This is a genomic window from Klebsiella sp. S69 (assembly GCF_016516145.1).
In the GTDB taxonomy this organism is placed as follows: domain Bacteria; phylum Pseudomonadota; class Gammaproteobacteria; order Enterobacterales; family Enterobacteriaceae; genus Klebsiella; species Klebsiella oxytoca.
Genome location: NZ_JACVUU010000003.1, coordinates 184,625 through 200,746, shown reverse-complemented (window position 1 = coordinate 200,746; position 16,122 = coordinate 184,625). Strand labels below are relative to the sequence as shown.

Sequence of the window (16,122 nt, the reverse complement as noted above, 5' to 3'; positions counted from 1 at the left end):
GATAACCATCCTGAAAATAACTCTCGAAGGTAATAACTCGTATATAGAGAAACCAAGGCCTCGATATATATCCTCTTGAGTTACGTATATTCCTGACAGCAAAATCATCCTATCGCGAAATATCTTAAGATTAAACATATGCACCTGCTGAAACGATCATTACGAGCTAATAATTTTACAGAAAAACATTCAACAGGATAAAATCCTGCTTGCGTAATTTAATACGACAAGGTGTGTGAAAATATTACTAATAATTTAAAATAAACTATTTGTATATTTTAAAAAGATCGCACAGATAGTTATAAAAAAATAAAAACAGTTACTTATCATTACGTTACATGAAAACACAACCTCTTAAACACATTCAGATTCATCCATAAGAAAATTCCTAATGTGTCCTGGAAAGAGGCAGGTTTAAAAAACGAATAATCCTATGAAATGGATGGTCGAGGTATAAAGAGAAAAGCAAGAGGGGCGATATTTTTACCATCTGGTCAAAAATCCACCTTGCGGACGAGGTTACAATATAGATATGTGGTTAAGGTGATGATGATCCACAACAAGAATTTCTGCAGATACTCGAGTCGGGGCGACAAGGTATAAATTGTTATCCTGTGACCGGCCGCTGAGTGAAACCGCTCAGCGATCCGGGTTTAGTCACTAACAAACGAGGAAGTTAAACCCGTATATTATGTAGTGTTATTTGGCCTGTTAGTTGTTATTCTGCTGAATTGTTGTCCAGAAAAGTATCATTCAGGATTGCTGATGCGATGGAAGCTGATCTGGTTACAACGCCTTTCTTGCTGACTCACCCTCCAGAGCAAAAACACGGAGAGCGGCAAATCCATTATTCACACCTGCCCTGCAGGTGTTTTTTCCACAGGGAGATTTACCGTGAGATTTGCATCAGTACCTTTCAATCAAAATCAGGTGGGATGGCCGCTTAAGGAAGAAGATCTTTATCGCCAGCCCTCGCTGAGCGGCGACATTAAAGCTGACTGGGTGGTTATCGGTTCCGGCTATGCCGGGGTAAGCTTTGCCCGCAGGCTGGCCAGCATCAACCCGCAGTTGAGCATCGTGCTCATTGACGCAGAATGCGCCGCGACCAGCTCCTCGGCGCGGAATTCCGGCTTTATTATCGGCCTGCCGCATAATATCGGCAGCTCTACCGCCGAGTTGAAAAAGGCGCAGGACTATCGCGCTCTGCTGCAGGAGGGGATCCGCCTGCTCGATGACACGGTGACCAAGCACCAGATCGATTGCGAATGGGAAAACGTCGGGAAATACCACTGCCAGATAGATCCGTCCAGCGAAGCCATTATGCAGGAGTACGTGGATAACCTGCAGCTGATGCAGGAACCTTACAGCCTGCTGAACGGCGAAGAGCTGTATCAAAAGCTGGGAACTCGCCTTTACAGCAAAGGGATTTACACTCCCGGCTGCATTCTGGTGAATCCGGCAAAACTGATCGCGGGCCTCGCGCGCCATCTGCCGGATAATGTCACCGTGTTTCACCAGACCCCGGCGCTGGCTCTTCACCAGGAAAACGGCGGCGCCAGGGTGACGACGCTGCAGGGCACCATCCGCGCCGACCAGGCGATGCTCGCCACCAATGCGCTCTCCCGCGAGCTTTCGCCAACCGTGAGCCGCCAGGCGTCGATGGCGACCTACGCCAGCATTACTGCCCCGCTTACGCCCGATCAGCGCCAGCGTCTGCCGGCGATGGAGAGCTGGGGATTAACCCCGGTCAATGCGATCGCCGGGGCCACCCTACGCTATACCCACGATTATCGTTTTCTTGTCCGCCAGCATGTCGATCCGGCATTGCGCGGCGTGATTACCGCCGGACAAACCGCTAACGCCGCAAGACAGCATCTGGCGCTGTTCCATACGGCCTATCCGCAGCTGCAGGATGTTCCTCTGGAGCGAACCTGGTCCGGGACCATCAGCGTCACCCGCAACGGCGCGCCGGTCTGGGGGCGTCTTGCGCCGCGGATCTGGACTGCGGGGGGCTGTAACGGCGCCGGCGTATCAAAACAGACCATAGCCGGGACGCTGCTTGCCGATCTGGCGATGGGCCAGGACAACCCGCTGATCGCCGCGATGCAGTCGCTCGGCCAGGCCAACTTTATGCCGCCCTCCCCGTTCCTGGATATTGGGGTGGCGGGCGCGTTATGGAAAGAGCGTTATATGGGACGTAAAGAGATGCCCGTATAGTCACTACGGGCGGGTGACTGACAGGTTTCACCGCGCAGGCGTGAAACCTGTTACTCAGGCTAATCCGGAATCACTTCATCTTTTCGCAGGGTCAGCACCTCAAACCCCTCGGCGGTGACGGCGACGGTATGCTCCCACTGGGCAGACAGTTTTTTATCGCGAGTGACCACCGTCCAGCCGTCTTTCCTGGTTTTTATTCGGCTATCGCCCTGATTAACCATCGGTTCAATGGTAAACACCATCCCCTCCTTGAGCACGGCGCCGGTGCCGGGTTTGCCGTAATGCAGCACCTGCGGATCTTCATGCATCTCTCTGCCAACGCCGTGGCCGCAGTACTCCCTGACCACGCTGTAGCCATTACCTTCAACATAAGTCTGGATCGCATGGCCGATATCGCCCAGCGTCGCCCCCGGTCTGACAACCTTAATGCCCTTCCACATAGCTTCATAGGTTTTCTGCACCAGCCGACGGGCCAGCGGTGAAACCTCGCCAATCAGATACATTTTGCTGGAATCGGCAATCAGCCCCTCTTTCTCCAGCGTAATATCCACGTTCACGATCGTGCCGGATTTCAGCAGCTCGCTTTCCTTTGGCATGCCGTGACAAACGACTTCATTGATCGAAGTATTGAGCACATAGGGAAAATCGTACTGCCCTTTGCTGGCCGGGCGCGAATGCAGGTCGTTGACGATAAAATCCTCCACCCGATTGTTGATGGCCATGGTGGAGACGCCGGGCTGAATAAAGCTATCCAACATGTCGAAGACCGAGGCCAGCAGTTTGCCGGCATGGCGCTGGCTGGCGAGCTCCTGCGTGGTTTTAATGGGAATTGATAGCATTGATCACCTCCAGCAACCGGTCAGAGCCGGACTTGAGCATCATCAGCTTGATTTGCTGATGGTTAAGTTCGGGATAGAGCTCGCTCATCATCCCCAGACGGATCCAGTACTCCGCCTGGGCGTTGACCGAACGCGACATCGCCTTACTGGCGTCACGAATATCGTCGTGCAGCAGATCTGAAATTTTTACAATACCCATCTATACGTACCATAACGATTTATATATGTTTCGTATATTACGCCTGCGGAAGCAAGCGTCCAGTTTTTTCTGCCTCGGCCCCTTTTGCCGTTGCCGACAGCGATCGTGTTGACTGAAAAGAGCAGCATGATGCGCGGCGAAAGCCACACCCAGCCGTGTTGCATGAAAGAACGGCAGAGGAATAAGTGTAAGCAGATTAGGTTTTTTATTTGGTCTTCGAAAATTCTCTTATTACTTTCTCTAACCCCTGATTAAATATTCTTATTACGATATCAATTCCATTTATTTGTGATGACCTGAACTTAAGAGTGCGATATAAAACCACGCAAGATTTAACTTTTTTATAACAGAGCGAAGGCTAAGTAAATGAAACAGGTCGGCATTATTGGTTGGCGTGGCATGGTAGGTTCTGTATTGCTTCAACGCATGGTTGAAGAAAACGATTTCCGTGATATCGCTGCACATTTTTTTAGTACCTCCAGCGCGGGGACCGTTGGCCCAACTATAGATGGCGAGAGTTATATCCTTAAAGATGCGAATTCAGTCAGTGAACTCGCCGATATGGATATTATTATCACCTGCCAGGGCGGCGATTATACTAAAGCCATTTATCCCGCACTTATTACGCATGGCTGGCAGGGTTATTGGATCGATGCGGCATCGGCGCTTCGCATGGATGAAAAAGCCTGTATCATTCTCGATCCGGTTAACCGTACCCATATCGATCGGGCAATCCACCAAGGGCTAAAACTTTTTGTCGGCGGTAATTGTTCGATTACCCTCAGCTTGATGGGGCTCGCCGGCTTGCTCAAGGCTGACCTGATCGAATGGATGAGCGTGATGACCTATCAATCTGCATCCGGCGCTGGCGCTAAACATGTCAGAGAATTAATCGCGCAAAGCGCCTGGGTGAGTAATCATTTGTCGGCAGAGGAATTGACCAGCTCCGGCTCAGTCCTTCCTTTAGTCAATAAAGTCAGCGAACTGATTAACAGCGCGGGCATGCCCGTCCAACACTTCGGCGCTCCCCTAATGGGAAGCATCATTCCCTGGATTGATGCCGATTTAGGCGACGGCAATAGCCGCGAAGAGTGGAAAGGCGAAGCAGAAACCAACAAAATTCTGGGCCTGCCCCGCGGAACTATTCCCGTGAACGGTTTATGCATTCGGGTTGGCGTCATTCGCTGCCATAGCGCAGCGATTACCTTAAAATTAAAGCGTGAAGTCAGCGAAGCTGAATTTGCTGAATTAGTGGGTAATGCCCATCCCTGGGTTAACTATGTCCCCAATAATAAAAACGACAGCGTCAGCAAATTGACCCCAGCCTATATCAGTGGCTCGCTGCAGGTAGGCATAGGCCGTTATAAAAAAATGGCCCTGAATAATGAACCTGTATATTCGGTACTCACCGTTGGGGATCAGCTTTTATGGGGAGCGGCGGAGCCTTTGCGTCGTATGTTAAATATCTTGCTTAATCGCGTTTAATTCTTCTGCGGCAGGCGTTTTAATACCAGAATGGTGGTCAGGGAAATATATTTAAATATCGGTTCCACCACCGCGGCATCCTGTGCCCCGGCCTGTCGCCGTCAAACCCACAGCGAGGCTCTGCTTTCACCACAGTTCCGGCAACAAGGCCAGCGCGTCAGCCACCAGCGTGCGCCTGTCGTTGCCGGGCCTCCAGATGGTCACCATCGTTTGGCCGATCCCCTGATTACCCACTTCGGTCGGCAATTTTTTAACGTTTTTCCACCGCGCCGCATTCATGTGCGTCGGCAAAAATCCCCAGCCGCAGCCCTGTTCAAGCAGGGCGCGCAGCATCTCCTGTTCGTTGGTAAAAATGGTGCGCCCTGAAATCTGCAAACGGCGGGCCACGGGCTCGTCAGTATCCGGGTGCATAATCACCTGCGGTGCCAGCGAAAGTTCCAGCAGAGAAAGCGGTTGTTTAGCGGCGGGAAAAAGCGCTTCGGCGGCGTAAAAATCCATCTCGATTGACCCCAGGGCGCGCCACTCCATAGCGTCGCCCACGCTGCGATGTCGCGCCTGGCAGATACCCAGGTCGGCCAATCCACTCGCCAGCAGCCTTTCCGCCTCGTCACGCGAGGCGTTAATCAGGCTCAGACGAACGTTGCGCCGGGCCATGGCGCCAATCAGCGCCTGTAACAACGTTCTGGGGGTAAAGGGATCGTAGGCCAGCGTAATATCCTGCGTGGCGCTATTCGGCACTTCTTTGGCAAAGGCTTCAAAGGCTTTGACCTGGCGCATCAGCAGGTGCGCCTGACGCTGCAGCTGTTCCCCCTCCGGCGTCAGCTGCAAGCTGCGACCTTCACGCAGAAACAGCGCATACCCCAGACCATCTTCAAGGAACTCAATCAAATCGCGAAGCGTCGTGCGGTCCTTGCCCAGCTGGCGCGCCGCTTTCGCCAGGCTTTTGCACTCAACCACAGCGGTGAAGGCTTCCAGTTGGGCAAAAGAATACATCAGGGTCGGCATTGTGCTCTCCACTCGGTTATTCGGGGGGATTTTCCCCCATGAGGCGTTTTTTATTATAGGCCGCATTTTTTTAAGCTAAACGCCTTCCTGAGCTGAACGAGTAAAAATATGAAAAACAAAGTGGTTAATCGTCGCCTGCTGTCCAGTGTTGTCATCACCCTCTGCAGCGGCCTGCTGGCCTCCGTCGCGCAGGCCGCCTGCCCCGGGACCGAACTTAGCGCGTGCCCTGCTCCCTTTGATGCACAGCTTCCGGATACCCATAAAATGCTCACCTGGAGCCAGACCGACCGGGTAATCGGCTTTCGTAACGACTACCGCAATTACGCAGGCGATGTGTTTCATCACGGTCATGCCGTACCGTTGCAGGCTGCAGCGAAACGGTTAACTCACGCCAGCTATCAAGTTAATGGCCACACCTGGACCCTGCAGGATTATCTGCAGCGCCAGAACGTCAGCGGCATGCTGGTGCTGAAAAATGGCAACGTTGCCTGGAAATATCTGGCGGAAGGCAATACCGACACCACCCTCTGGACCTCGCGCTCGGTGGGCAAGTCCGTGGTTTCCACGCTGGTGGGCGTGGCGATTAAACAGGGCAAAATTCACTCGCTTGACGATCTCGTCACCCAGTATGAACCCGACCTGAAAGGCACCGCCTGGGAAGGCGTGACGCTGAGGCAGCTGATTAGCCACACCTCCGGGGTGGCGTGGAATGAAGACTACACTAATCCGCAATCGGACTTCGCCCGGCTTACCGAGTGTGAAGCCAGACCCGGCGCCTATGACTGCGTACGTCAGCTGGTGTCCGGCCTGCGTCGGGCGCATCCGGCCGGAGAGAACTGGTCTTACTCCTCCGGTGGCGCCTGGCTACTGGGTGATGTCCTGGAACGCGCCACCGGTATGACGCTGGCGGCGTATCTGGAGAAAAGTATCTGGCAACCCTACGGTATGGCGAGCGATGGCGTGTGGCATGCCTATACAAAAGGTGAGCACGACGTGGGCGCGCATGGCTTTAACGCCACGCTAGAAGATTGGGGGCGCTTCGGTGAGTTCATCCTGCATAACGGCGTGTTGCCGAACGGCGAGCAGATCTTGCCGGAAAACTGGGTTGCCGAATCATCAAACTGGACCCGGGCGACAGGTTCAGTATCCGCGGCACATCCAAACGGTCTCTACGGCTACCAGTGGTGGAACAATGAAGTGCCGGTCAATGCCAGCAACGTTGAGCCCGCTCCGCAGGCATCCCTTCAACATTCGCTGTGGGCGCTGGGGATATTTGGTCAGATGATTATGGTCAATCAGGCGGAAAACCTGGTCATCGTGCAGTGGTCGACCTGGCCGCAGGCTGAACCCTCCTTCAGCGCCCAACCGCTTGAGGCGTCGCTGATGTTTAGCGCGATAGCGAAGGCGTTACGCTAATGCCGGTTTAAAACTGTCGCTCTTTTGCAGACCATGAGCGAAGTGAGCTCAACCATTTTTAAACGATTGGAAGCCAGCCTGCCAACGGCAAAGCTGCTGCGGTACGCTGGCTATCATCTGCCTGTCGCTGGGGTGGCAAGCCGGTAATATAAGGCGGATCAGCGCCCTTTCTCGATCGTGCAGTTCCACTGCTGACTCACGCTACTCTGACTGGTGGCGATCTGTAGCGACAGGCTGGCGTCCAGAGTATGGGTGACGCTGTATTCAAGGACCACGTCATCAAGATCGCGCGCGACGCGCTCAATGCGAAACAGAGGGCGCCCGGGTTCAATAGTCAGCAATCCCGCCGTGCGGATATCGCAGCACACCGGCGTATAGCGTTCGGTCGCGTTAGCCGGCGAGTAACCGAATGTTTCCCGCAGCTGTTTATAGAGCGATCGGCTGCCGTCCACGTGACTCAGGTCGTTATAAATTCGGCCGTTAAGCCAGGTCAGCACGTGGCCGACCGGCCGCTCACCCTGCACGAGTAACCGCTCCAGACGCATCAGTTGGCTACCCAAATCGAGCCCCATCTGTTCCGCTACGTGGCGGTCGGCCATGGTTGAAATCAGCGACAGCACCTCCACTTCTATCGCGCCGGGAGCAGCAAAGGTGGTCAGTACGTCCGGCAGGTCGGTGTAGTATTTTTGCAACGCATCGCGGTTGATAAACGTGCCTTTTCCCTGCTCGCGATAAACCATACCGATGCTGGCCAGCGAATCTATCGCCTGTTTAATCGTGCCGCGCGCCACCTTGAACTCCCCGGCAAGCAGCAGCTCGCCCGGGAGTTTATCGTCATAGGTAAAAGAGAGGATCCGCTGCAGGATAACGTCTTTTATTCTTAAATAGAGAGGGAGTCCATCCGACTCATACATACTTGCGCTCCAACTCAGAGATAGTGTATCTGGCTCCTGTATGCGCTCAGTATATCCTGATTTATCTCCTGATTACCGTCTATGTTTGCGCTGGCGAGAACCGGCGGCGTGCGCGCATTTTCCAGCATAATTTCGCAAATACGCAGTACCAGGCTGTTGGCGATGGCCGCCCCCATGATGGTGGAGAGCGGCGCCACTTTCTGCGCCAGCCCCGGCAGGCTCACCGCCGCATCGCCATACTCGCAGTGGTTATCAAGGGTGATATCGGCAATGTCTACCAGCAGTTTACCGCTGGAGTGGCGGGAAGAGACTCGTGCCGCCGTCGCCAGGCTGGTAATTGCGATAACCCTGGCTCCGCAGGTTTTTGCCGCCAGCGCGACATCGATCGTAATCGCATTTCGCCCCGACACTGAGTGAATCAGCAGAGTATCGTCGGCCCTCAGCGGCGACTGTTCAACCAGCACGCGGCCAAGATTTTCCACATTTTCCACCGCGCTGGTAAGGGTTAACGGCCTGACATTAAGCATCAGCGCAGGGGTAAAAAGCGGGTTGATGATGGCCAGACCGCCTGCCCGATAGCTCATCTCCTCCGCCAGAATACCGGCGTGGCTGGCGCCAAAGACGAAGATATTGCGCTGCGCCAGAACGCTGTGGGCCATCATTTCTGCCGCCCGGTTCAGCTCATCGGCGCGCTGTTCGAGCAACCCCAGCTTCTGGCGGATCTGACTGTAATACTGTTTCAGTGCCTGGCTCATAGACTTCCTCCTGATATCAGAACGTCAGCAAGCGGGTCAAAAGATGGATTAGCGGCGCGAGGACAAACATATCGCTATCGCCCGCCCACAGCGCGGTATCCGGGATCGTGTTGTTGATAAAGCCGGTCACGCAGAAATATTGCCCCCAGGCGACCACCGTTGAGGTGATAAATCCCGCCAGCAGCGCGCCTTTATAGCCGCCGGTGATATTGCCGAAGACCCCTGCCGTACCGGCATGGAAGAAAATGACGATCATGCTGGGAATAAATACGTAGCCGGTATAGCGGCCGATCAGGGTCAGCCACAGCAGCGATCCCACAAAGGCGCCGACGAACCCCAGCACCACCGCATTTGGCGCAAAGTTGAACAGAATCGGGCAGTCCAGCGCAGGTTTGGCCCCCGGAACCAGCCGCGAGCCGATGCCGTTAAACGCGGGCACCATTTCACCAATAAACATCCGCACCCCGAGCAGCACCACGGCGATGCCCCCGGTGAACATCAGCGATTGTTTAAGGGCATAGATGTAGAAACTCAGGTCGCCGGATTGCGCAAGGATCTCCGCCGCTTTCGGGGTGCCTTTGATTTGCAGAATAAAGGTGCCGATAAAAAACAGCAGCGCCATGGTTAACGCGGTCACCACGTTGGAATCGCGCAGAAAACCGAGCTTTTTAGGGACTTTGATATCTTCGGAACTGATTTTATTACGGGCGAAGATCTGGCCGAAAATGGCCCCCAGCAGCGCGACCGAGGCGGAAGTATGCCCCAGCGCCACGTTATCGTTGCCGGTAATTTTCCGTACCCATGGCTGAACCAGCGCGGGCTGCAAGGTCCAGTACAGTCCCATGATAACCGTCAGCATGAGCGTCAGCTGTAGCGCAGAAATAGCGGGCTCGGTGTTCACCATCACCCCGGCAAATATCATGGTGGTCCAGAACATCATGTGTCCGGTCAAATAGATATATTTAAAGCGCGTCAGCCTGGCCAGCAGTAGATTGATAGCGAAACCGCCGGCAATGGCGATCGTCACGCTGCTTCCGTAGCGTTCGCTAAAGCGCGCCTGACCGATAATATTGGTCAGATTCATCGAGCTGAGGCCGAAAACTTCGGTCCAGATCGGCTGAAAGATCAGTAGCGCGGAAACGATAATCCCGGCCCCCGCGCCGATGATCAGAAAGCCCAGAATGCCTTTCAGGGTGCCGGACACAATGTCTGCCAGCGATTTTTTCTGCAAAACCAGTCCCAGCAGCACGATCAGGCCAATTAAAATCGACGCCTCACCAAATATGTTGATGGTGATCCAGCGCAGGACGCCAAGAAACTCGCTCATGTTGGCTCTCCCGCGCGCAGAATGTGCGCCTGGGTCAGCGCCGCGGTGATTTCTGCGTTATCAATGTAGTTGTTTACTACCACCACCGGGCAGGAAAGATGCTTCAGGTTGTCCACCAGTTCAGCATTGGTGATGACGACATCGGCGTTGGCCGAAGCGGCGGATGAGACATCCATATGTTCCACGGAGGCCTGAATCCCGTGCTGCTTTAATACCGCCTCAACGTTCATTTTTAAAATCAGGCTGGAGCCCATACCTAAACCACAGACTGTCAGAATTTTCATCGCTATTCACTCCGTGTTAATTACAGCTATAAACGCTGTGAGCCGCTGGCCAACAGCCGATAAAGTTGTTCCGGATCGTCTGAATGCATCAGGGTATGCAGATTATTTTCATCGCTGAGCACGGTGACGATATGCTGGATAAGGTGGATATGCGCGTCGCTGCTGGTAGCCGAAAGGCCCAGAACCACCCGCACAGGGTCGTTTTCCGCATGACCAAACGCCAGCGGTTCGCGCAGCCGGATCGCGCTAATTTGCGCTTTGATCGCTCCCTGTTCCGGACGGGCATGCGGCAGGGCCAGACCAGGGGCGATGACAAAATAAGGGCCCAGCTCGCGATAGCTGGCGATCATGGCCTGGACGTATTGCGGGCTGCAGGCCCCCGCGCGGCACAGCGCGTTCCCCGCCTCGCGAATAGCCTCCTCCGGGGTAGCGGCCGGGCAGGCAACGGTTATCGACTGACGTTCAATCATCACGGGCTCCTTGCGTTAAGTGGTGGCGAATGGAGGCCAGGGTGGTTGCCAGCGCCCGGGCCACAAACGCGCGCCCTTTCTCTTCGCTCGCCAGGGTGGGGTCCCCCAGCACCGCATAAGCAGAAAACTCGGTCCAGCGCATCGGCTGATAGCGAAAATTCTGCGGGAATTCGGGATAGTGCGCGCGCGCCTCCGCCATGTTGACGAACTCCGGCGCCAGCGCCAGCATCAGCGAGGTTTCGACCTCGTCGGCATGCATATATCCCGGATAAGCCACCGCCGAGGTTTGCCGTTTTTTTACCTCTTCATCCATACCCGCCCAGCTGTAGCTAAGCAGCGTGATGCCCTGCTCTTTAAGCTGGCGGGAAGCGGCTTTAATCGCGTCAAAGTTGCCGTAATGCGCGTTGATCACCGCCGTGGTGGTAATACCGTAGCTGGCCATGTTTTCCGCCAGCGCCACCAGCAGCGACGTCAGCCGTTCATTACCGATATCAATCGCGCCCGCATGCCCGCGCAGCGACCAGACCTGGCTATAGGAGACAACCGGCAGGCTCAGCGCGCACTCGCCCAACTGCTCATCAAGCCGCGCGCAAAACCGCTCGGCCAGCAGGTTATCGGTATCCAGCGGCAGGTGGTCGCCGTGCGGTTCGACCGCGCCAAGGGGCAGTAAGGCTATCCGCGCCTTTTGTAGCGCCCGCCTGGCCTCGCGCTCATTTAAATGATGCAGCTTCATGACGCCTCCTCAGGCAAAAGCGAGGTAACGCGCCGGGTTTTCGATGAAGAAATCATGCAGCAACGCTTCGCCGTCAAACCCCGCCTCCCGGGCCTCTTCCATGAATCTTGGCCGCCAGTCGCTGAGGATGAACTTCAGCCCCAGTCCCCCTTTGCCGTAATGCGCGCTCATGGATTTACGGGCAAAATCACCGCCGATCAAAATCTGCTTTTGATAACCGCGCTGGCAGAGCGCCAGGATGGCCTGGGTGCGAATGTGCTCAGGGTGATATTTAATGCGGCTGATACCGTCAAATGAGAGAAACGCCCCGGTGTTGGCGATCTGACGGTGCAGCCAGGGGTCAGGATTGCGATCCATATGGGCAAAACATAAGCGGGACAAATCCAGTCCCCATTTTTTAAAGATCCGCGCCTGTTCGAGTCCCATCGTCCCCATTTCCGTATGGCTGTGCATCGGCGCCCCGGTACGCTGCTGGGCGCGAACGATAACCTCCATGGTTTTGTATTCCAGAGGGGAAATGGCGTTATAGCCGGTGCCACATTTCACTACGCCGGCCCGATGCGCGTTGCCTTCGATTCCCTCGGTGACCTCGCGGCAAACGTGTTCAACCAGTTCGTCGACGTCAGAACGCTCAATCCACTCGGCAAAAGTTTGCGCTGTGCCCGGTCGCTGACTACTCCACAGAAACCCTTTGTTAAAACCCGCGGTGGCAATAATGTGCAGCTGCTGGCGCTGCGCCATGGCCGCGACAGCAGCGGCCTGACGACCATAATCCGGCGCGGTGGCGTCGTAGATGGCATTGCCTCCCGCCTGGCGGAAGTCGCTTAATTCACGCTCAGAAGCCTGTGGATCGTCGAGCAAGAGGTCGTCATCCTGACGCTCGGCCCAATAGGGCGGAATACAGTAGATATGGTCGTGGCTGTAGGTTACGCCCAGCTGATTAGCGGAAATATCCCCGTTTAACGTTCGAATGATGGCCATGTTTCTTACTCTCCGGAACGGATAAGAAGGTGCCTTCAACATAGGCGCGACTCACTTGACCAGTCAAGTGATCAAGTTCGCATCAATCATATTAAATTCTTATCTGTGAGGTGGGTCGACATTAACATTTATGTGACGTTGTCACGTAAATAGATTCGGGCTAAAAAACCGTTACTCATGGAAAAATATAGGTGTTTCGGATGAGGCGATTAAATTTATGTTCTATTAATTCAATTGGATACGAACCTATTAAACCAATGCATTTCAGACTAATAATCAATACCTTTGATTAAAATGTTTAATTGAATGAATCGATAAAGAGAGTATTGTTAAAAACAATGATGAGCGGAGATAAATAAATGTTACGAGATTTTTTGAAGGTAGAAAAAGAGGATCGACTGGTGGAACAGCAGGACACCAGCAGCGATAACGGCAATTCAACGGACGTCACCGAATGGATAATTGTGAGTAAAAATGGCGATAAAAAAGGCCGGGTGGCGTTATTCAATCAATTTTCCACCCGTCGTTCGTATTGCGTGAATTATCGAATTACCCAGTTTGATAATAGCGGCAAAGTTGTCGTAGACCGGCTGGCAGAATCTCTCTAATCACGGGAAACGCAACCCACCGGCGTTTTGATCACCTGTCGCCAGAGCTCGCAGAACAATAATCGATTAGTGCCGCCGCCCGCGCCTTTATCCGGGACCGTCGCTGGCGGCGGCCAGCAGCGGCACAATCACATCGCTTAACGGCGTGGCAATGTGGTAAATACGGCCGTAACGCTGCACGACCCCGTTACGAATATCCCACTCCAGCGGTAGACCAGCCTCACGGTCGGTGAGTATAGAAGTACTTAAGTCCGGAGACGCGCGATGAAATCCCGCGACGATCTCCTGCGCCACGCTCTCGTCCAGCCTGGCGCCTGCGGCGCGAGCAACCTTCAGCCCCTCCTGCAGATAAGCAAAAGCCAGCGCGGTGATATCTTCGCGCGCAAACATGCCTGCCCGCCGTCCCGCCAGTACCATCAGGCCCGCAACCGCGTTTTGCAGCAGTTTACGCCACGCCACGGAGAGAAAATCGTCGCTAATATCCACTGCGCAGCGCGTGTCCCGTAGCGCATACTGGACCCGTTCAGCCCCCTGCGCATCGGGCAACGTCAGGCGCGGTTTCGCCCGCAGCCAGACCGATGCTTCCGGTTCGCGCTGCGCGGGGAACCAGACGACCGACGGCAGTACCGTCGCTTCCGTGACATGAGGCGCGAAAAGCGCTCGTTGTTCAACGCCATTTTGCAGCACGCAAACCACCGTTTGCGCATGGCATAGCGCTTTAAGCCACGGCGCAATAGCGGCAATTTGCGTTGCTTTTACCGCCACAAAAAGCAGATCGAACGGCGCAACGACCGAAGACGGTTCAGTGACGACTGGCCCCGGAACCACAATCGTTCCGCCATCGAAACGTAGCGATAGCTGCGGGTGAGCGCGCCGGCCGCATACCAGAGGCGTTCGACCCACCTCGTGCAGCGCGGCGGCGATGGTGGTGCCAATTGCGCCGGGACCAATCAACGCAACGGTGGGTTCTTCAACATTCATCTATGCCTCCAGGCCGCCTCCGGCCCCTGAGATTTCATGGCTACATAACATAAACGCGACTTCGTTCGCATTACCATTTTATTCATATGGGTAATCTGAATGTGTGTGTCGTCGTACACACTTTCTCCATTAACAAGGAAGGTACATGTTTCCAGAATACAGAGAGCTGATTTCTCGATTGAAAACCACGCACCCGCGCTTTCAGTCGCTATTCGAAAAACATAACGCACTCGATCACGACATTTCCCGGATAGAAGGAGTCGATGGCAAAGGATACAGTCTCGAGCTCGTACAGATGAAGAAAGAAAAACTTATGTTGAAGGATGAAATGCTCAAAATCCTCCAGCATGAAAGCCTGATGTAGACGATAAGGCCGCCGCCATGGCGGCCTTCTTATACCGCCTGACTACGAGCGAATAAACGCCAGCAGATCGGCGTTAATCACATCGGCGTGGGAGGTATGCATGCCGTGCGGAAAGCCGGGATAAATTTTCAGCTGGCTGTTCGGCAGCAGCTTATCCTGCAGTATCGCCGCGTTTTGATAAGGCACCACCTGATCGTCATCGCCCTGCATCACCAGCACCGGCAGCGTAATGGCTTTTAAATCTTCGGTCTGGTCGGTTTCAGAGAAGGCTTTAATCCCCTCATAATGCGCTTTTGCGCTACCGGTCATGCCCTGCCGCCACCAGTTCTGAATAGTGCCCTGGGACACCTCCGCGCCCTCGCGGTTAAAGCCATAAAATGGGCCGGACGCCACGTCGAGATAAAACTGCGAGCGATTGGCAGCCAGCGCCTGGCGAAAACCATCGAAGACTTCAATTGGCGTACCGCCAGGATTGCTCTCCGTTTTGACCATCAAGGGCGGAACCGAACTGATCAGCACCGCTTTGGCAACGCGCCCCTGCGGTTGTCCATACTTCGCCACGTAGCGTGCGACCTGCCCGCCGCCGGTAGAGTGCCCGACATGAACGGCGTTATGCAGATCCAGATGCTCCGCCACCGCGGAGGCATCGGCGGCATAATGATCCATATCGTGACCGTCACTCACCTGATCTGAACGACCGTGACCGCGTCGGTCAATCGCAATCACCCGGAAGCCTTCTGCCAGGAAGAAAAGCATCTGGTTATCCCAATCATCGGCGCTTAATGGCCAGCCGTGATGAAATACGATGGGCTGCGCCTCTTTCGGGCCCCAGTCCTTAAAGTAAATGTTGACGCCGTCTTTGGTGGTCACAAATGCCATGTTACAAACTCCTCTGAAGAGAAAACAAGGCTGCGGGCCTGACGCCTGCAGTTGGTCGGGTGTAAAGGTCGGATGCTCAGCCTTAACGAGCGTGTCTCGTCAGGTTTGAAAGTGATGCGCAGAAAAAGTGTAGATGATTTTTGCGATGCCGGAGATGCGAAAAGAATTCAACAAATGGGCTGTAGAAAGCCCATTAAATAAAGTCGTCAGGGTCATTTAACGCTGGATAAACTTAGTAACGCCTGATGGTCACCGTTGCCGCGCCGGGCTGGTCGAGCGAGGCCAGTCCCTCTTCCACCCGCCCGAGCTTTATCAGACCGGGCGAGTGGCGAAAGTCTTCGCGAAAAATAGCCAGGTTGCCCCACGGCGCGTAATAGGCCATATCGCCGCGTCGCGGAGTCATTGATTCGCCAGCATCCACATCGCGCAGCTTCTCCGGCAGCCAGGCGATCTTTTCCGTAGAACCATAATCCTCAAGCTTCACCGTCATTGGCAGCTGCGCCACAAACGCACTAGCCGCAACGCTCTCGTCCAGCAAGCCGACGACCGTGACGCCCTTAAATACAAACTCAATCTTCACCGCGTTCTCCCTGGCGGCGGCGGATGCCGCGCCCGTCATCATGATCAAAATGGATAGCACCGCACCGAGCGTTTTCAGCATCCGC

Annotated in this window: 18 protein-coding genes; 5 read left to right on the top strand and 13 right to left on the bottom strand. The window is 54.5% G+C overall.

Annotated elements, in window-relative coordinates:
* Nucleotides 1-894: 894 nt before the first annotated feature.
* Nucleotides 895-2,217, top strand: coding sequence for an NAD(P)/FAD-dependent oxidoreductase (locus tag IAE27_RS04965; RefSeq protein WP_200092056.1), 1,323 nt, complete (start codon nucleotides 895-897; stop codon nucleotides 2,215-2,217).
* Between the two features lie 59 nt (nucleotides 2,218-2,276).
* On the opposite strand, the gene map is transcribed toward IAE27_RS04965, so the two are convergent.
* Both map and IAE27_RS04955 read right to left on the bottom strand, forming a co-directional pair.
* Nucleotides 2,277-3,056, bottom strand: coding sequence for a type I methionyl aminopeptidase (gene map, locus IAE27_RS04960; protein WP_016808927.1), 780 nt, complete (start codon nucleotides 3,054-3,056; stop codon nucleotides 2,277-2,279).
* Complete coding sequence (locus IAE27_RS04955; protein WP_004102160.1) at nucleotides 3,037-3,255, bottom strand: ParD-like family protein; 219 nt, start codon at nucleotides 3,253-3,255, stop codon at nucleotides 3,037-3,039. The genes map and IAE27_RS04955 overlap by 20 nt, the downstream gene beginning before the upstream one ends.
* Nucleotides 3,256-3,621: 366 nt before the next feature.
* Between IAE27_RS04955 and asd the strand changes: the two genes are divergently transcribed.
* Entirely contained in the window at nucleotides 3,622-4,740 is a 1,119-nt protein-coding gene (gene asd, locus IAE27_RS04950) for an aspartate-semialdehyde dehydrogenase (protein WP_108703829.1), read from the top strand.
* A gap of 126 nt (nucleotides 4,741-4,866) precedes the next feature.
* Here the strand turns inward: asd and IAE27_RS04945 are convergent, their stop codons facing one another.
* Complete coding sequence (locus IAE27_RS04945; RefSeq protein WP_108703830.1) at nucleotides 4,867-5,745, bottom strand: LysR family transcriptional regulator; 879 nt, start codon at nucleotides 5,743-5,745, stop codon at nucleotides 4,867-4,869.
* A gap of 108 nt (nucleotides 5,746-5,853) precedes the next feature.
* Between IAE27_RS04945 and IAE27_RS04940 the strand changes: the two genes are divergently transcribed.
* Entirely contained in the window at nucleotides 5,854-7,161 is a 1,308-nt protein-coding gene (locus IAE27_RS04940; RefSeq protein ID WP_200092054.1) for a serine hydrolase domain-containing protein, read from the top strand.
* A 158-nt stretch (nucleotides 7,162-7,319) separates the two neighbouring features.
* Here IAE27_RS04940 and IAE27_RS04935 read toward each other — a convergent pair whose 3' ends face one another.
* From IAE27_RS04935 to IAE27_RS04905, 7 genes are read right to left on the bottom strand one after another with little or no spacing between them, the layout of a single operon-like run.
* Nucleotides 7,320-8,075 (bottom strand): GntR family transcriptional regulator, encoded by a 756-nt coding sequence (locus tag IAE27_RS04935; RefSeq protein WP_115239566.1) that lies wholly within the window; start codon nucleotides 8,073-8,075, stop codon nucleotides 7,320-7,322.
* 14 nt (nucleotides 8,076-8,089) lie between these two features.
* A complete protein-coding gene (locus IAE27_RS04930; RefSeq protein ID WP_023320981.1) occupies nucleotides 8,090-8,830 on the bottom strand; it encodes a sugar isomerase domain-containing protein in 741 nt (246 codons plus the stop codon).
* Nucleotides 8,831-8,846: 16 nt separating this feature from the next.
* Nucleotides 8,847-10,157 (bottom strand): PTS ascorbate transporter subunit IIC, encoded by a 1,311-nt coding sequence (locus IAE27_RS04925; RefSeq protein WP_004102166.1) that lies wholly within the window; start codon nucleotides 10,155-10,157, stop codon nucleotides 8,847-8,849.
* A complete protein-coding gene (locus IAE27_RS04920; RefSeq protein ID WP_004102167.1) occupies nucleotides 10,154-10,441 on the bottom strand; it encodes a PTS sugar transporter subunit IIB in 288 nt (95 codons plus the stop codon). The genes IAE27_RS04925 and IAE27_RS04920 overlap by 4 nt, the downstream gene beginning before the upstream one ends.
* 26 nt (nucleotides 10,442-10,467) lie before the next feature.
* Nucleotides 10,468-10,911, bottom strand: coding sequence for a PTS sugar transporter subunit IIA (locus IAE27_RS04915; RefSeq protein WP_135800154.1), 444 nt, complete (start codon nucleotides 10,909-10,911; stop codon nucleotides 10,468-10,470).
* Nucleotides 10,904-11,644, bottom strand: coding sequence for a creatininase family protein (locus tag IAE27_RS04910; protein WP_004113156.1), 741 nt, complete (start codon nucleotides 11,642-11,644; stop codon nucleotides 10,904-10,906). The genes IAE27_RS04915 and IAE27_RS04910 overlap by 8 nt, the downstream gene beginning before the upstream one ends.
* 9 nt (nucleotides 11,645-11,653) lie before the next feature.
* A complete protein-coding gene (locus IAE27_RS04905) occupies nucleotides 11,654-12,625 on the bottom strand; it encodes a phosphotriesterase (RefSeq protein ID WP_200092051.1) in 972 nt (323 codons plus the stop codon).
* Nucleotides 12,626-12,984: 359 nt separating this feature from the next.
* Here IAE27_RS04905 and IAE27_RS04900 point away from each other — a divergent pair, with 359 nt between their 5' ends.
* On the top strand, nucleotides 12,985-13,233 hold the full coding sequence (locus IAE27_RS04900; RefSeq protein ID WP_070557635.1) for a hypothetical protein: 249 nt from the start codon (nucleotides 12,985-12,987) through the stop codon (nucleotides 13,231-13,233).
* Between the two features lie 87 nt (nucleotides 13,234-13,320).
* Here IAE27_RS04900 and IAE27_RS04895 read toward each other — a convergent pair whose 3' ends face one another.
* Nucleotides 13,321-14,214, bottom strand: a complete 894-nt coding sequence (locus tag IAE27_RS04895; RefSeq protein ID WP_142475090.1) for an oxidoreductase — start codon at nucleotides 14,212-14,214, stop codon at nucleotides 13,321-13,323.
* Between the two features lie 145 nt (nucleotides 14,215-14,359).
* On the opposite strand from IAE27_RS04895, the gene IAE27_RS04890 reads away from it, so the two are divergent.
* Complete coding sequence (locus IAE27_RS04890) at nucleotides 14,360-14,578, top strand: YdcH family protein (protein WP_004102179.1); 219 nt, start codon at nucleotides 14,360-14,362, stop codon at nucleotides 14,576-14,578.
* 42 nt (nucleotides 14,579-14,620) lie between these two features.
* Here IAE27_RS04890 and IAE27_RS04885 read toward each other — a convergent pair whose 3' ends face one another.
* Both IAE27_RS04885 and IAE27_RS04880 read right to left on the bottom strand, forming a co-directional pair.
* Nucleotides 14,621-15,457, bottom strand: coding sequence for an alpha/beta fold hydrolase (locus IAE27_RS04885; RefSeq protein WP_004102181.1), 837 nt, complete (start codon nucleotides 15,455-15,457; stop codon nucleotides 14,621-14,623).
* 232 nt (nucleotides 15,458-15,689) lie between these two features.
* Nucleotides 15,690-16,118 carry a cyclophilin-like fold protein gene (locus tag IAE27_RS04880; RefSeq protein WP_064395937.1) on the bottom strand — a complete coding sequence of 143 codons (429 nt, stop codon included), beginning with the start codon at nucleotides 16,116-16,118 and terminating at the stop codon, nucleotides 15,690-15,692.
* Between the last annotated feature and the right edge of the window lie 4 nt (nucleotides 16,119-16,122).

What these genes read in the sequence shown, in the direction of transcription:
- IAE27_RS04895 (WP_142475090.1), bottom strand. Translation starts at nt 14,214, where the DNA reads ATGAATGTTGAAGAACCCACCGTTGCGTTGATTGGTCCCGGCGCAATT.
- map (WP_016808927.1), bottom strand. Translation starts at nt 3,056, where the DNA reads ATGCTATCAATTCCCATTAAAACCACGCAGGAGCTCGCCAGCCAGCGC.
- IAE27_RS04925 (WP_004102166.1), bottom strand. Translation starts at nt 10,157, where the DNA reads ATGAGCGAGTTTCTTGGCGTCCTGCGCTGGATCACCATCAACATATTT.
- IAE27_RS04955 (WP_004102160.1), bottom strand. Translation starts at nt 3,255, where the DNA reads ATGGGTATTGTAAAAATTTCAGATCTGCTGCACGACGATATTCGTGAC.
- IAE27_RS04920 (WP_004102167.1), bottom strand. Translation starts at nt 10,441, where the DNA reads ATGAAAATTCTGACAGTCTGTGGTTTAGGTATGGGCTCCAGCCTGATT.
- IAE27_RS04945 (WP_108703830.1), bottom strand. Translation starts at nt 5,745, where the DNA reads ATGCCGACCCTGATGTATTCTTTTGCCCAACTGGAAGCCTTCACCGCT.
- IAE27_RS04910 (WP_004113156.1), bottom strand. Translation starts at nt 11,644, where the DNA reads ATGAAGCTGCATCATTTAAATGAGCGCGAGGCCAGGCGGGCGCTACAA.
- asd (WP_108703829.1), top strand. Translation starts at nt 3,622, where the DNA reads ATGAAACAGGTCGGCATTATTGGTTGGCGTGGCATGGTAGGTTCTGTA.
- IAE27_RS04930 (WP_023320981.1), bottom strand. Translation starts at nt 8,830, where the DNA reads ATGAGCCAGGCACTGAAACAGTATTACAGTCAGATCCGCCAGAAGCTG.
- IAE27_RS04880 (WP_064395937.1), bottom strand. Translation starts at nt 16,118, where the DNA reads ATGCTGAAAACGCTCGGTGCGGTGCTATCCATTTTGATCATGATGACG.
- IAE27_RS04885 (WP_004102181.1), bottom strand. Translation starts at nt 15,457, where the DNA reads ATGGCATTTGTGACCACCAAAGACGGCGTCAACATTTACTTTAAGGAC.
- IAE27_RS04915 (WP_135800154.1), bottom strand. Translation starts at nt 10,911, where the DNA reads ATGATTGAACGTCAGTCGATAACCGTTGCCTGCCCGGCCGCTACCCCG.
- IAE27_RS04905 (WP_200092051.1), bottom strand. Translation starts at nt 12,625, where the DNA reads ATGGCCATCATTCGAACGTTAAACGGGGATATTTCCGCTAATCAGCTG.
- IAE27_RS04935 (WP_115239566.1), bottom strand. Translation starts at nt 8,075, where the DNA reads ATGTATGAGTCGGATGGACTCCCTCTCTATTTAAGAATAAAAGACGTT.
- IAE27_RS04890 (WP_004102179.1), top strand. Translation starts at nt 14,360, where the DNA reads ATGTTTCCAGAATACAGAGAGCTGATTTCTCGATTGAAAACCACGCAC.
- IAE27_RS04940 (WP_200092054.1), top strand. Translation starts at nt 5,854, where the DNA reads ATGAAAAACAAAGTGGTTAATCGTCGCCTGCTGTCCAGTGTTGTCATC.
- IAE27_RS04900 (WP_070557635.1), top strand. Translation starts at nt 12,985, where the DNA reads ATGTTACGAGATTTTTTGAAGGTAGAAAAAGAGGATCGACTGGTGGAA.